Source organism: Streptomyces sp. NBC_01142 (genome assembly GCF_026341125.1).
Taxonomy (GTDB): domain Bacteria; phylum Actinomycetota; class Actinomycetes; order Streptomycetales; family Streptomycetaceae; genus Streptomyces.
In genome coordinates, this window is sequence record NZ_JAPEOR010000002.1 from 3,407,562 (window position 1) to 3,421,711 (window position 14,150).

A 14,150-nucleotide genomic window follows, 5' to 3' on the forward strand; every position below is an offset into this window, starting at 1 on the left:
CCGCTGGCCTGGGGCTTTTGTATGGAGCGGGTGACGAGAATCGAACTCGCGCTCTGAGCTTGGGAATCACCCGGCACTTGAGGTCCGCGTGGCCACTGACCTGGGAAAACGTCCCCTGGTGGCCTCGTGTGAGCGGTCCCTGAGGAACCCTTGTTGACCGCTCCTTACCGGTCCGACTGGCACGTAGTGGCACGCCAGGAAGCCCGGGCTCTGGTGACTGGAACTCAAGGCCTCAAGGCTGATCGTTCCGCAGGAAGTCCAGGGCGTCGGCGGAGAACCGCTTGTCCGTGAAGGTTCCGCTATGGCTGCGGTCCTGGTAGACGACGAGCCGGGCGTCTGGAATGCCCTGGACGGTCTGCCGGGCCAGGTCGAGTGGGTAGACGATGTCCTTCCCGCCCTGGAGAAGCAGCGTGGGCGCCTTGATCTCGTGCAAACGACTGCGCAGGTCGAAGCCGTCCTCGGCGCCCAGCATGGTGGCGGCGTCGAGGTGTTCGCGGCTGCCGTCCATGAGCCAGAGCAGGCCCTTGAGTGCCGTCCGGCCGATCGTCGAACCAGTGAGCATCTCGGCCAGTGCAGGGCTCGGCCGCTTGCCTTGCCGCGCGCGCTCGATGTAGCGGCGCTGGGCGCGCCTGCCGACCGGGCCGAGGGTGCAGGCCGTACCGCCCAGGACGAGACGGTCGACCAGCCCGGGATGGTCGGCGGCGAGCTGGAGGGCGAGCGATCCACCGGTGGACAGGCCCAACACGTTCACCGGCCCGCTGAAGGTCTCCCGGATCGCGTCGGCGTGCACTGCGGCGAGCTGGGTCATTGTCGTCGTCGGCGGCAGGCCGGGCGGGCGTATGAGGAGGTGAGTGGTGAACCGCTCGGAGAAGGGTCGCAGCATCCGCAGGGTGAGCCGACGGCTCGCGCCCGTGGGGACGGCCGCTTCCGGGGTGAAGAGCAGGACGATCAACGGCGGTCCTTCGCCGGCCGACAGGCAGGGCAGTCCATGCATCATGAAGCGGCTCCCTTGACCCCGCCGCCGGCGTCGAGGCGGGTGATGCGCCGCTGTGCGGCGAAGGCGGCGGCCGGATAGCGCGGGTCGGGCCGCAGGGCGTATTCGCGCAGGCACGCTTCGGTGAACTTGATGACGTGCTCGTCGCCGTGCTCGGCGGCGCGGGCGCCCAGCTCGTCCAGCGGGGGCAGATCCGGTATCTCCGACGGCCAGGCCGCCGTTCCCTCGTCGCGCCGGTCCGAGGTGAAGGCGAACAGGAACGCCGACTGCACCTGCCAGAGCCGGGCCAGCGTCGGCTCGTACAGCTCGTGCGGTAGATGCGGGAGTATGAGGCGGACGGCGGCGGGGGCCGTGACGCCGTGGATCAGTGGGACGGGGTACACCTCGGGGTGGCCGAGGTAGACATCGGCGAACTGGACTGTCATCTCGCTCAGCAGCCGGGGTGCCTGCTGCGGGGCCAGTGTCTCCAAGGACTGGCTGTATCCGGGGAGTTCGGCGAGCGTGTCCAGGCGGTGGCGGGCGGTACCCGGACCCATCGGGCCGTCGAGCGGTACGCGGGGCAGTGTGGCGACCGCCTCGGGCAGCTCGTGGGGGCCGTGCAGTCGAGGGCGGCCGGGGAGTTCGCTGTAGCGGGCCGCCCAGTAGGCCAGGCCCCGGGCCAGTTCCTTCAGCTGGAGCGCTGTGGTTCCGTCGCCGGTCGCGTACAGGCCGCGTACGGCGTGCGCGGTGCGGATGACCCCGTGCGTGAGGCCGGCGAACAGCCCCGGAAGCAGGCGGGGCCACCAGCGCACGAGCACCTCGCGCCAGTGCGCCTCGGCCAGTTCGCGGACGAAGAGCCGCTCCCAGTCCCCGGCCCGCCGGAAGACGCCGAGGGCGGGACGCCACGAGGACTCGTCCGCGGGGTCCAGGGCGAAGCGGGCGGCGGGAGGCTCGTGGTGTTCCATCGCCTTCCGGTAGCGCCCTACCCACCGGGCGACTTCGTCCACTTGTCCGAGCAGGGCGAGTGCCTCGGCGCCCATTGGGCCGTGGTTGGCGAGATCCACCCCCTGTCCTCGCTCGTACCCCAGATCGTCCATGCGTTCCAGGGCGTCATTGAGTGCATCGCTGTAGCTGATCGACGACATCGAAGACCCTTCGGGTTGCCCAATGGTTTGGAAATCAGAACCATATACACTTGTAGCATGCCGCAGAGCGAGAACGCCGTGAAGGCGTCACGGAAGCCGACCCCGGATGAGCTTGAAGTCGCTGGTCTTGTGCCGTTGTTGGAGCCGTTCTTCCGGGGTTCGGTCGTGCGGGATCTGATGCCGGAGCCTTTGCGGGGTGTCATGGAGGCGCATGGCCTGACGCCGCGCCACGGCGCCGTACTGCCCCAGTTGCTGGCCGGACGGCCGCTGGCCGTCAGTGAGGTCGCCCGACGGCTTCAGGTGTCACTGTCCACTGCCAGTGAACTGGTCGGAGCGCTGAGCCGGGCCGGCATCGTGGATCGGGCCGAGGATCCGACGAACCGCCGCCGCGTCCTGGTGTCCTTGGCCGCGGAATACCGCCTGCCGCTCGAAGCCTTCATCGTTCGGCGGACCGAGCCGCTGCTACGCGCGCTGGAGGGGCTGTCGCCGGATGAGAAGGCGGGATTCCTGACAGGGCTCACGGCCTGGGTCAGCGAAGTGCAGAGGTGAGCGCGCTGCGCGCGCTTCGGCGGGCGAGCGATGGACGCCGAAGCCGACCCTGAGAGGTCTAAGACTTGTCCCGTAACTGCTGGTCACGGGTGAGATGATCTTCGGGTGTCTGGTGTGATCACGGCGTCGGAGCCGTCCTGGATAGCCCCGTTCACCGGGCTGAGCCCGCGTTCCTTCGGCAGGTTGGTGACCGCACTGCGCCGCGAAGGTGCAGATCCGGTCCGTAAGGGCCGCCCGTGGGGACTTCCGCTGGAGGACCGGGTTCTGCTCGTCGCGGCCTACTGGCGCACGAACCTGACAATGCGCCAACTCGCTCCGCTCTTCGGTGTATCGAAGTCCGCGGCGGACCGCATCATCGACCACCTCGGCCCGTCGCTGGCGCTCCAGCCCCGCAAACGGTTCCGCAAGGACACCGTGCTCATCGTGGACGGCACCCTGGTGCCCACCCGCGACCACAGCATCGCCGAGCAGTCCAAGAACTACCGGTACTCCACGAACCACCAGGTCGTCATCGACGCCGATACCCGCCTGGTCGTCGTGGTCGGCCGGCCCTTGCCCGGCAACCGCAACGACTGCAGGGCGTGGGAGGAGTCCGGCGCGAAGGCCGCCGTCGGCAAGGCCATGACGATCGCCGACGGCGGCTATCCGGGCACCGGACTCGTCATGCCACACCGTCGGCGCAAAGGTGAAGAACTGCCTGACTGGAAGCAGGCCCACAACAAGTCCCACAAACAGGTTCGCGCCCGCGTGGAGCACGTTTTTGCCCGCATGAAGACCTGGAAGATCCTCCGCGACTGCCGCCTCAAGGGCGATGGCGTCCACCACGCCATGCTCGGAATCGCCCGCCTCCACAACCTCAACCTCGCCGGATAGGCGGGCGGCCGGACCGGCCACCAGCCACGCCCGCACCCACCCAAGATCATTTACGGGACAAGCCTTAGGTGACACGAAAGCCCCAGGCCGCTGACCTGGGGCTCCGTAGAAGAGCGGATGACGGGAATCGAACCCGCGCTATAAGCTTGGGAATCTATGACGTGCAGGCCGCCCATATGGCATCTGACCTGCGGAAACAGTCTGCCGAAAGAGCTGCCTCGAGGGTTCGCCCGTACCCGTATTGACCGCTGTTCGCCGCTCGAAGGGCACGGATGGGGCACGCGTCCGTTGGTCTGGGTCGCGCGGCACGTCCCTGCCTCGATGGTTGCGTCTTGCCTCCTGACTGCGTGAGGCTTGACGCAAGGGAATCTGGGTAGGAGACTGCTTGCGTGTTCCCTCCTGATTGCGTGAGAGGAGGCGCAAGGAGATGGTCATGGAACTGCTGTCGGTGAAAGAGGCTGCGGCCCTGCTCGGGGTGGATGATTCCCGTGTCCGTCAGTTGCTGCATGACGGGAAGCTCCAAGGGCAGCGAGTCGGTGGTCGTTGGCTGGTTGCCGGGGACAGTGTCCGGGATCGCAAGGACCGGGGCCCTCGTTCACGGAGACCGCTGTCGGCCCGCAATGCATGGGGCGTTCTGGCGGTGCTGGACGGCCATCAGCCGGTGAGTCTGTCCGATGCCGAGAAGTCCCGGGTGAGGATGCGGTTGCGGAATCTCCTTGCCCACGGGCAGCTAGCTCCGGCCCTGCTCCAGGAGCTTCTTGCCGCCCGCGCCGAGGTTCGCTCGTACCGCGTTCATTCAGGCGTACTGCCGGTTCTGCTCGCTGCTCAGGATGTGGTGAGGGGGGGAGTGAGCGCCGCGGCGCAGGCGGGGGCGGACTACATTGCTCTCGGTCGTGCGGAGATCTACGTACATCCCGACAGGGTCGACAAGCTGGAAGCTGAGTTCGGCATGGTCCGTGATGAAGAGCGGGGCAATGTCGCGGTCCGAATTCCCCCGGCGGAGATGTGGTCGTTCCTGACCTCAAGGTCTGAAGCGCCTGGGCAGGGCCGCCACGCCCCCGCGTCAGTAGTGGCGGCCGACTTGCTGGACCGCCACGAGGGCCGAGCCGACGCTGCCGCAGCTGGGTTGCTTGAGCCTCTGCTGACTCGCTACGCACAGCCTCGGAGGGTGTGATCATGGCGGCTGAATTGCCCGACGTGCGACTGGAGTCGGACCTGTTCACCGGTCCGCTGGTGGAGTTGTGGGGCGTGCTGTTCGACCTTTCGGGGCAGGTGCCGGATGCCTGGTCGCTGATCGGTGGGCAGATGGTGCTCCTGCACGGCCTGGAGCACGGTCGGACCCCGCCGGCGGCGAGCGCCGACCTGGATGTCCTGGCTGACGTGCAGTCGGACCAGCAGAGCTTGCGCCGTTTGGTTGCGGCGCTGGAACGGCTCGGATTCGCCCCTGCCGGCATGTCGCCGCAGGGCAACCTGCTGCACCGCTATCAGCGTGGTGTGGAGCCGCAGCGGTTGGTGGTGGATCTGTTGGCGCCCGACAACCTCGGCCCCCGTGCAGACCTCACAACGACGCCGCCCGGCCGTACGCTGGAGGTGCCGGGCGGCCGGCAGGCTGCGCAGAGAACCGAGTCCGTGAGTGTGCAACTGGGGCTGCGGACCAGCCGGATCCGTCGCCCCAGCCTGTTGGGGGCGATCGTGGCGAAGGCTGCAGCGGTGAGCATCAAGACCACTTCACCGGAGCGGCACTACCGCGATCTGGCGTTCTTGCTCTCGTTGCCTGCCAACCCGCTGCAACTCAGAGATCAGCTTGACAAGGGCGACCGTAAGAAGCTCGCGTTCGCGAAAGCTCTGCACGATCCGCAGCATGCCGCGTGGCGTCAACTACCCGACGAGGGTGAGAAGGCTGACGGCCAGGCCATGTACGCATTCTTGTCTCCGCCTGCGTGACGTGAGGGCGGCCGAGCGCGCGTGACCTTGTCGTCGTCGAGGTGGTGCGCAAGTGGTGCGGGACTCCCGAATAGGTCTAGACAATAAAGAAGCCCCAGGTCGCTGACCTGGGGCTTTCTCGTGGAGCGGGTGACGAGAATCGAACTCGCGCTCTGAGCTTGGGAATCACCGGGCCGTCACGGAGGGGGTTGACGCTGACCAGCGCAAACGGCCTCTGGTGATTAATCGCGAGGCGTCGCGCTTGACTGCTCTTGACCGCTGGGATCCGCTCTTTCCGGCACGGATGTGGCACGGGCTTCCATCCGCTCTGACGGGTCGCGTCACCGACCCCGCACCCGACAACACTGTCACCCGAATGGCCCAACATGACGTGCCACCCATATGGGTGAAGATCAAGCTGGTTAGTGCCCCAACCGAGGCAATCTGTGAAAGGCGAACCAAATGCGCATTCGACGAATCCTCGCCACAGTCTTCGCCACGGCAGCCCTCGCCGGACTCGGCCTCACAGGCGCCGCCACCGCGACCGCCACCGCCGGCAGCGTCATCCCGGCCAGCGTCACGCCGGGTGAGTGCACGGACGGCGGCGGAACGATCGATCGGTCGACGGCCCCGCTCCCGACCTGCAGAGGCGGTGTGCACAACGGGCAGACGGTCGACTAAACCCCACTAGGGCCCGTTGTGAAAGTGGATCGGCGCCCCGCAGCCACGCGTTGCGGGGCGCTCCCTCGCGAGCGTTCCCCCTCGGCTGACGGCTCAACGTACCTGGGAGGCGTGACGATCGCACACGGGCCCGATGAGGTCGGCGGGAGCGGCTTTGGGCTGGAGCTGCCATGGGGCGAGAGATCGGGGCCCGTACGCTGGTCGCGAATCGGGCAGTCTCTGGACCTGCCCGCAATAGCCCGATGTGGCGTACGAAGGTGGGTCTCCCCGACGGCTTCCGCTTCTACGACCTTCGTCACACCGGACACACCCTGACGACCCGCTCCGGTGCGACGCTCAAGGACACGATGGTGCGGGCCGGACAGTCGACCGAGCGGGCCGCGCTGATCTATCAGCACTCGGACGTCGAGCGTCAGCGGGAGGTCGCGGCCGGCCTCGACAGGCTCGTCCGGCAGCGGCGTCATGCAGTGGATGACCAAGCATCTGGCACGGATGTGGCACGGGACGCTTAGACAGGTCCAGACAACAAGAAAGGCCCGGGTCTATGACCTGGGCCTTCTGCATGGAGCGGGTGACGAGAATCGAACTCGCGCTCTGAGCTTGGGAAGCTCATGTTCTACCATTAAACTACACCCGCGCGGCGAGCCGTCGACCGGCACCGCATCGTCGCACACTGTACCTCATCGCTGGCCCCCGGTGCATTTCGCCGCGGGGCCTTCGCGCTGTTCCGGGCCCGGATACCGCTGCGGGGCGCGGGAGTTGAGGCGTACCGTTGGAAGGCGGAGTGCCGCGTGTGGCCGTGTCCCGTACATCCCCTAATGTGGTCGTTCATCCGCATTTCGTTGGGGAAGGGACCCGATGGACTTGATGGAGCGCACCGTCGTCCGCTGTGCCGACGGGCACGTGTTCACCACCACTACGTTCCCGATGCAGCAGCTCGGCGCCGGCCGGATCGGGCCCGGGCGGCTCATCCGGTGTCCGCGCTGTGCGCGGCTTCGCAGCGTCGTGCCCGTGGAGTCGCCACCGCGGCCGGAGTCGCAGCCGGAGTCGCACTCGGTGCCGCACTCGCAGTCGGCCAAGCCGTAAGAAGGCGGCGGTCACAGGAGCGCGCGGGGCTGTCCGATTGGGGCGGGCCCGCGTGCTCTGCGTATCCTCGGGGCGTGCTTCTCTCTGACAAGGACATCCGGGCCGAGATCGACGCCGGACGGGTCCGCATCGACCCGTACGACGAATCCATGGTGCAGCCCTCGAGCATCGATGTGCGGCTGGACCGCTACTTCCGGGTGTTCGAGAACCACCGCTATCCGCATATCGACCCCGCCGTCGAGCAGCTGGACCTCACGCGCGAGGTCGAGCCCGAGGGGGACGAGGCGTTCATCCTGCACCCCGGGGAGTTCGTCCTCGCGTCGAGCTACGAGGTCATCACGCTGCCGGACGACCTCGCCTCCCGGCTGGAGGGCAAGTCCAGCCTCGGGCGACTCGGGCTGGTCACGCACTCCACCGCGGGCTTCATCGACCCGGGGTTCTCGGGGCACGTCACCCTTGAGCTGTCGAATCTCGCCACCCTGCCCATCAAGCTGTGGCCGGGGATGAAGATCGGCCAGCTGTGCATGTTCCGGCTGAGCTCGCCGTCCGAATTCCCGTACGGCAGCGAGCGGTACGGCTCCCGCTACCAGGGGCAGCGCGGGCCCACGGCCTCGCGGTCGTTCATGAACTTCCACCGGACGCAGGTGTGAGCGCGGCATGAGTGACGTACGGGAGAACCTGACGTACGAGGGGTTCGGCAGCGCGGTGCGGCAGCTCGCGCAGACCATTGCCGACGACGGGTACCAGCCCGACGTCGTGCTCTCCATCGCGCGTGGCGGAGTGTTCGTCGCGGGCGGACTGGCGTACGCGCTGGACTGCAAGAACATCCACCTGGTGAACGTGGAGTTCTACACCGGCGTGGGCACCACGCTCGACATGCCCGTCATGCTGGCTCCGGTGCCCAACGTCATCGACTTCTCGGACAAGAAGGTGCTCATCGCCGACGATGTCGCCGACACCGGGAAGACCCTGAAGCTGGTGCACGACTTCTGCCTCGGCCATGTCGCCGAGGTGCGCAGCGCTGTGATCTACGAGAAGTCCCACTCCCTCGTGAAGTGCGAGTACGTCTGGAAGCGGACCGACGAGTGGATCAACTTCCCCTGGAGTGTCGAGAAGCCCGTCGTGCAGCGCGTCGGCCAGGTGCTGGACGCGTAGCAGGACCCGGAGACGCAAGCAGGACCAGGAGACGCAAGAAGGACCAGGAGACGCAAGAAGGGCCCGGCACTCTCGAGTGCCGGGCCCTTGCTCGTTCGTACGCCTCAGATCGTGCCCAGTTTGATGATCGACAGCAGCGCGATCAGCTGGATCGCCGACGCGCCCAGCGCCTTCGGCCACGGCAGATCGTGCGACTTGCTCACCATCGACGTGAACAGCGCGCCGGCCGCCAGCCAGGTCGCCCAGCCCAGCACCTGGACCAGGGAGTTCTCACCGCCCAGGAAGAGGGCGAAGACCAGGCGCGGGGCGTCCGTGATCGACATGATCAGCATGGAGAAACCGACCGTCGGCTGCCACGCGCCGTCGCCGCCGAGCTGGCGGGCCAGGGTGTGGGTCACCGTGCCCAGGATCAGACCGCCGATGACGAACGCGACCGCCGTGGTCAGTACGTACGGGACGGCGGCGGAGATCGTCGCGTTGATCGCCTCGTCGCGGGCCTTGTCGAAGCCGAAGATCGCGAGCAGTCCGTAGAGGAACGTGACGACCAGCGCGGGGCCCCACACCGGGTAGTCCCGCATCTGCCAGAACGTCGGGCCCGGACGCAGCACGATGCCGCTCAGCAGCTGCTTCCAGTGCAGTCGCGGGCCGGCCGGAGCCGCCGCGGCCGCGCCTGCGCGATAGGTCGCGCCGTCGCCGTACGGGTCCTCGTTGATGCTGAACGCCTGGGTGTGGCCAGGGTTGTTGGCATACGGGTCCCCGTGCGGTCCGCCCTGGCCGCCGTGTTGGGGCTGCTGGTACGGGTCGCCGAAGTACTCCGGTTCGCCGTACGGGCCTTGGGGTTGCTGAGGTCTGCCGCCGCCCGCCTGGGGCCACTGCGGCGGCGGTTGCTGCTGCGCATACGGCGGAGCCGCACGGCCGCCTGCGGCCCCGTAGGGCGGCGGCGGTGCCTGCTGCGGTTGTTGTTGCCTGCTGCGGTTGTCCCGGCCGCGTCCGATCCTGAATCCAGCCACACAATCGAACGTACCTGGTCCGCGACCGCCGGGTGTGAGGAGAGCGGGAACGGGCCCGCCTTTGCGGCCGAGCTGTGACATCCCCTAGGGGAACCCTGGGGGGCCTGCCCCCGTGCCCTCCGGACCAGGTCAGCGGGGTCGCCCCGGATTCACCCAGGAGCGGCTCAGGAGTTGCTCAGGGGCGGCTCACAGTCCGCTCAGGAACACCGAGGTGCTGAAAGTGATCAGCGGGGGCGCTTTCGCGGGCTTCGCCGGGTACAGCGCCACCACATCCGCCCGCTCGCCCCGGTGCGTACGCGTCACCAGGTCCGGGCGCTTGTCCCCGTCGAAGTCCGCCTGGATGAGTACATCCGTGGTCGGCTGCTTCTCGCCGGCGGAAAGCGCCGGGGGCGGCGGCGTCGCCACGGCGTCGAAGACATGGGTTCCGCCAGGGCGGCGCGGGCCGTCCGGGCCGCCCAGCAGCAGCTTGCCCTTCGATGCCGCGCCCGGCGCGTGGGGGCGGGACAGGACGACGAGGTCGTCGGCGTCGTCGCCGTTGATGTCGGCCTCCATCGCCGGTGCGGCCAGGGCGGTGCCGCCACCCGGGAAGGGGGCCACGGCGGTGCGCGGGGCGCCGGTACGGGTGAAGGGGCCGGGCAGGAAGCTGATGCGGCCCGCGGAGGCGGTGACCGCCAGGTCGGTGCTGCCGTCGCCGTCGAAGTCGCCGCAGACGGGGTTGTCGGGCCAGTCGTTGCCGTACCGGGCCTCGTCGGGGATGCGGAGGACGACCGCCTTGCCGCCGAGGCCGGTGGGGGACCCGAAGAGGAGCTGGAGCGGTACGGGCGTGCGGCCGATGCCGTCGTACGGCGGGTCGGTGGCGACGATCAGGTCGGCGAAGCCGTCCTTGTCGAGGTCGCAGGAGGCCTCGGCGTCGAAGGCGGCGGGCAGGGTGCCCTTGACCTCGGCGGCGTTGGCGCGCGGGGTGAGGAGCTGGCGTACGGCGGGATCGAGGCCGCGGGCTGCCGCGGTGCCGTAGACGATGCCGATGCCCGCGTCGTCGCCGTGGGTGTCGCCGGGGGCCTTCACGAGGCCGTTCAGTACGAGATCGCGGTGGCCGTCGCCGTTGAAGTCCGCGGGGACGCGGCTGCCGTCGCCCCGGGGGACGGGGAGACGGGGTGCGGCTGCCTGGCCGGCGAGCGGGCGGGTGTCGCCGTTCTTGGCGGCGGCCGGGCGGGTGTCGGGCTCGGGTGTGGTCTCACAGCCCGCCAGCAGGACCGCGCAGGCGCAGGCCACGCTGATCGCCCCCGCTGCTGCCATCCGTATCCGCACGACCTACTCCGTCCCGTCCGCCTCGCCTGTGCTCAGCTGCCATTCGATGCTCGTGCGCAGCCCCCGCGAGGGCAATGGATCCGCCGGGATCGCAGGCCAATGGTTATGCGGCGGGTAGTGGGCCGTGAGCGCAATGTAGTGGGTTGGTGGAAATTGAAGGCATTTACATTCTGCGCCGCGCCCTGCCGAGGGCCGTTACATTCCCGACGGATGGCACAAACATCCCATCCATAACTTCGTGGACACGGTAGAGCGGATGCGACGCCACGAAATCGCGAGAAAGAGCCCCCAGGGCGCGCCACCCGACGCGGCCGGCGCGGCCTTCGCCGAGACGCCGTCGGCTGTGGGGTCTGTATGCAGGAGCGGCCGGTCCTGCCCCCGAGGCAGGTCCGGCCGCTTCTGTGTGTGGGGTGTCTGGGTTACTTGGCTGGTTCGGGTTCTGGTGTGTCGTGGGGTTCTTGGGTGGGGGTGGGGTCGGTGGGGGGTGTGCGTACGGAGTCGAGGAGCAGTTGTGCGACGTCGACGACTTGGAGGGTTTCTTTGGCCTGGCCGTCGTTCTTCTTGCCGTTGACGGAGTCGGTGAGCATGACGAGGCAGAAGGGGCAGGCGGTGGAGACGATGTCGGGGTTGAGGGAGAGGGCTTCGTCGACGCGTTCGGTGTTGATGCGTTTGCCGATGCGCTCTTCCATCCACATGCGGGCGCCGCCGGCGCCGCAGCAGAAGCCGCGTTCTTTGTGGCGGTGCATTTCCTGCTGGCGCAGGCCGGGGACGGCGGACATGATCTCGCGCGGGGGTGTGTAGATCTTGTTGTGGCGGCCCAGGTAGCAGGGGTCGTGGTAGGTGATCAGGCCGTCGACGGGTGTGACGGGGATGAGCCGGCCCTCGTCGATGAGGTGCTGGAGCAGCTGGGTGTGGTGGATGACTTCGAACTCGCCGCCCAGCTGGGGGTATTCGTTGGCGATGGTGTTGAAGCAGTGGGGGCAGGTCGCGACGATCTTCTTCGACGACTTGGGCTTCTTGGTCGTCTCGTCGTCGTCGTCTTCGCCGTAGGCCATGTTGAGCATGGCCACGTTTTCCTGGCCGAGCTGCTGGAAGAGGGGTTCGTTGCCCAGGCGGCGGGCGGAGTCGCCGGTGCACTTCTCGTCGCCGCCCATGATGGCGAACTTGACGCCGGCGATGTGGAGCAGTTCGGCGAAGGCCTTGGTGGTCTTCTTGGCCCGGTCTTCCAGGGCGCCGGCGCAGCCGACCCAGTACAGGTATTCGATCTCGGTGAGGTCTTCGATGTCCTTGCCGACGATGGGGACCTCGAAGTCGACTTCCTTGGTCCATTCCACGCGCTGCTTCTTGGCCAGGCCCCAGGGGTTGCCCTTTTTCTCCAGGTTTTTGAGCATCGTGCCGGCCTCGGAGGGGAACGCGGACTCGATCATCACCTGGTAGCGGCGCATGTCGACGATGTGGTCGATGTGTTCGATGTCGACGGGGCACTGTTCCACGCAGGCGCCGCAGGTGGTGCAGGACCACAGGACGTCGGGGTCGATGACGCCGTTTTCCTCGGCGGTGCCGATCAGCGGGCGCTCGGCCTCTGCCAGGGCGGCGGCGGGGACGTCCTTGAGAGCCTCGGCCGAAGCCTTCTCCTCGCCCTCCATGGTCTTGCCGCCGCCGGCCAGCAGATAGGGGGCCTTGGCGTGCGCGTGGTCGCGGAGCGACATGATGAGGAGTTTGGGGGAGAGGGGCTTGCCGGTGTTCCAGGCGGGGCACTGGGACTGGCAGCGGCCGCACTCGGTGCAGGTGGAGAAGTCGAGGATGCCCTTCCAGGAGAACTGCTCGACCTGGGAGACGCCGAAGACGTCGTCCTCGCCCGGGTCCTCGAAGTCGATCTCCTTGCCGCCGGACGTCATCGGCAGCAGCGCGCCGAGGGCCGTGGAGCCGTCCGCGTTCCGCTTGAACCAGATGTTCGGGAAGCCGAGGAAACGGTGCCAGGCCACACCCATGTTGGTGTTGAGCGAGACCGTGATCATCCAGATCAGCGAGGTGCCGATCTTGATCATCGCGGTGAAGTAGATCAGCGTCTGGAGGGTGGCCAGGCTCAGGCCCTTGAAGGCCAGGACCAGCGGATACGAGACGAAGTACGCGGCTTCGTAGCCCTCGATGTGGTGGATCGCGCCCTCGAGCCCGCGCAGGGCGAGGATCGCGAGACCGATGGTGAGGATGACGTACTCGACGAAGTACGCCTGCCAGGCCTTGGAGCCGGCGAAGCGTGACTTGCGGCCGGCCCGCGAAGGCAGGTTCAGCAGCCGGATCGCCATCAGAGTGACGATGCCGACGACCGTCATCAGGCCGATGAACTCGATGTACATCTCGAAGGGCAGGAAGCCGCCGATGATCGGCAGCGTCCAGTCCGCCTGGAAGAGCTGTCCGTACGCCTGTGCCAGCGTCGGCGGCAGGGTGAGGAAGCCGATCGCCACGAACCAGTGGGCGAAGCCCACGATCCCCCAGCGGTTCATCCTCGTATGGCCGAGAAACTCCTTGGCCAGGACGATCGTGCGCTGCTTGGGGTCGTCGGTACGGCTGCCCGCGGGCACGGACTGGCCGAGCCTGACGAAGCGGTAGATCTGCGCGACGGCTCGGGCGATGAGCGCAACGCCGACCACGGTCAGGACCAGCGACACGATGATCGCGGCGAGCTGCATTTCGGGGCTCCTCGGGCCTGCGAGGGTGGGAATCAGCGACTGCTACTAAGCGGTAACTTATGCAGTCCGTGCTGAGACTACCCACTTATTCCGCCGCACTGTAGCTGCGCACGCGGTGATCTGTGTCGCTCAGGCAACCCTGACCGAGCGGCGTCCGGCGACGGCCGCGGGGACCGTACGGGCCAGGATCAACAGGTCGAGTCCGAGCCAGTGCTGCTCCACATAATGCAGGTCGAGGACGGCCATTTCCTCCCAGGGGAGCTCCGAACGTCCGCTGACCTGCCAGAGCCCGGTGATACCCGGGCGTACGCCGAGCCGGGCGCGGGCCGCGCCGACGGCCGGGCGGGAGCCCTGCGGGGGCAGCGGCCGCGGGCCGACCAGCGACATCTCGCCGCGTGCCACGTTGAGCAACTGCGGCAGCCCGTCGAGGAGGTGGCGGCGCAGCAGCCGTCCCGCGGGGGTGAGGTCGCGCACAGGTCCGGCCCGCCTCGTACGGAACGTCAGCATCGCAAAGGTCCGGCCGCCGAGGCCGGTCCGCTCTCTGCGGATGAGGACGGGGCCGGGCGAGGTCAGCGCGACGGCGACGGCGACGGTGAACAGCACCGGGGACAGGGCCAGCAGCAGGATCACACTGGCTGTCAGGTCGACGGCTCGCTTGGCCGGCATGGGCGCGCGCCCTTCATCACGACATCACGACATCACGACTGGTGTCACGATCAACGGTGATTGACCGCTTTTGCGGCTACGACTCTCGCAC

14 protein-coding genes, 1 tRNA gene and 1 pseudogene are annotated in these 14,150 nt (G+C 67.9%); 9 read left to right on the forward strand and 7 right to left on the reverse strand.

What is annotated here, in order from left to right; genetic code table 11:
- Nucleotides 1-232: 232 nt before the first annotated feature.
- Together OG883_RS33185 and OG883_RS33190 are read right to left on the reverse strand one after the other, a co-directional pair.
- The gene (locus tag OG883_RS33185) at nt 233-997 is read right to left on the reverse strand and encodes an alpha/beta fold hydrolase (RefSeq protein WP_266548707.1); all 765 of its coding nucleotides are present in this window, start codon (nt 995-997) and stop codon (nt 233-235) included.
- On the reverse strand, nt 994-2,118 hold the full coding sequence (locus tag OG883_RS33190; protein ID WP_266548710.1) for a questin oxidase family protein: 1,125 nt from the start codon (nt 2,116-2,118) through the stop codon (nt 994-996). The genes OG883_RS33185 and OG883_RS33190 overlap by 4 nt, the downstream gene beginning before the upstream one ends.
- Nucleotides 2,119-2,175: 57 nt before the next feature.
- Between OG883_RS33190 and OG883_RS33195 the strand changes: the two genes are divergently transcribed.
- The 6 genes and pseudogenes from OG883_RS33195 to OG883_RS33220 all read left to right on the forward strand — a co-directional run.
- Nucleotides 2,176-2,667 carry a MarR family winged helix-turn-helix transcriptional regulator gene (locus OG883_RS33195; protein WP_266548718.1) on the forward strand — a complete coding sequence of 164 codons (492 nt, stop codon included), beginning with the start codon at nt 2,176-2,178 and terminating at the stop codon, nt 2,665-2,667.
- Between the two features lie 105 nt (nt 2,668-2,772).
- The gene (locus tag OG883_RS33200) at nt 2,773-3,540 is read left to right on the forward strand and encodes a transposase (RefSeq protein ID WP_266534967.1); all 768 of its coding nucleotides are present in this window, start codon (nt 2,773-2,775) and stop codon (nt 3,538-3,540) included.
- A 433-nt stretch (nt 3,541-3,973) separates the two neighbouring features.
- A complete protein-coding gene (locus tag OG883_RS33205; RefSeq protein WP_266548720.1) occupies nt 3,974-4,714 on the forward strand; it encodes a helix-turn-helix domain-containing protein in 741 nt (246 codons plus the stop codon).
- Between the two features lie 2 nt (nt 4,715-4,716).
- Entirely contained in the window at nt 4,717-5,484 is a 768-nt protein-coding gene (locus OG883_RS33210) for a hypothetical protein (protein ID WP_266548723.1), read from the forward strand.
- A 441-nt stretch (nt 5,485-5,925) separates the two neighbouring features.
- Nucleotides 5,926-6,144, forward strand: coding sequence for a hypothetical protein (locus tag OG883_RS33215; RefSeq protein ID WP_266548726.1), 219 nt, complete (start codon nt 5,926-5,928; stop codon nt 6,142-6,144).
- Between the two features lie 257 nt (nt 6,145-6,401).
- Nucleotides 6,402-6,656: pseudogene (locus OG883_RS33220) on the forward strand (site-specific integrase); the annotation flags it as partial.
- Nucleotides 6,657-6,707: 51 nt separating this feature from the next.
- Here OG883_RS33220 and OG883_RS33225 read toward each other — a convergent pair.
- Nucleotides 6,708-6,781, reverse strand: a tRNA-Gly gene (locus OG883_RS33225).
- Between the two features lie 221 nt (nt 6,782-7,002).
- On the opposite strand from OG883_RS33225, the gene OG883_RS33230 reads away from it, so the two are divergent.
- The 3 genes from OG883_RS33230 to OG883_RS33240 all read left to right on the forward strand — a co-directional run bounded on the left by OG883_RS33230 (nt 7,003) and on the right by OG883_RS33240 (nt 8,385).
- Nucleotides 7,003-7,230: a hypothetical protein gene (locus tag OG883_RS33230; RefSeq protein ID WP_266548729.1), complete on the forward strand. Its 228-nt coding sequence runs from the start codon at nt 7,003-7,005 to the stop codon at nt 7,228-7,230.
- Nucleotides 7,231-7,304: 74 nt separating this feature from the next.
- On the forward strand, nt 7,305-7,880 hold the full coding sequence (gene dcd, locus OG883_RS33235; protein WP_266548732.1) for a dCTP deaminase: 576 nt from the start codon (nt 7,305-7,307) through the stop codon (nt 7,878-7,880).
- 7 nt (nt 7,881-7,887) lie between these two features.
- The gene (locus OG883_RS33240; RefSeq protein WP_266548735.1) at nt 7,888-8,385 is read left to right on the forward strand and encodes a phosphoribosyltransferase; all 498 of its coding nucleotides are present in this window, start codon (nt 7,888-7,890) and stop codon (nt 8,383-8,385) included.
- Nucleotides 8,386-8,489: 104 nt separating this feature from the next.
- On the opposite strand, the gene OG883_RS33245 is transcribed toward OG883_RS33240, so the two are convergent.
- From OG883_RS33245 to OG883_RS33260, 4 genes are all read right to left on the reverse strand, one after another.
- On the reverse strand, nt 8,490-9,395 hold the full coding sequence (locus OG883_RS33245) for a Yip1 family protein (RefSeq protein ID WP_266548738.1): 906 nt from the start codon (nt 9,393-9,395) through the stop codon (nt 8,490-8,492).
- 186 nt (nt 9,396-9,581) lie between these two features.
- Nucleotides 9,582-10,703 (reverse strand): VCBS repeat-containing protein, encoded by a 1,122-nt coding sequence (locus OG883_RS33250; RefSeq protein ID WP_266548740.1) that lies wholly within the window; start codon nt 10,701-10,703, stop codon nt 9,582-9,584.
- Nucleotides 10,704-11,122: 419 nt separating this feature from the next.
- Nucleotides 11,123-13,393 carry a (Fe-S)-binding protein gene (locus tag OG883_RS33255; RefSeq protein WP_266548743.1) on the reverse strand — a complete coding sequence of 757 codons (2,271 nt, stop codon included), beginning with the start codon at nt 13,391-13,393 and terminating at the stop codon, nt 11,123-11,125.
- Between the two features lie 129 nt (nt 13,394-13,522).
- Nucleotides 13,523-14,059, reverse strand: coding sequence for a sugar transferase (locus tag OG883_RS33260; RefSeq protein ID WP_266548746.1), 537 nt, complete (start codon nt 14,057-14,059; stop codon nt 13,523-13,525).
- Nucleotides 14,060-14,150 lie beyond the last annotated feature (91 nt).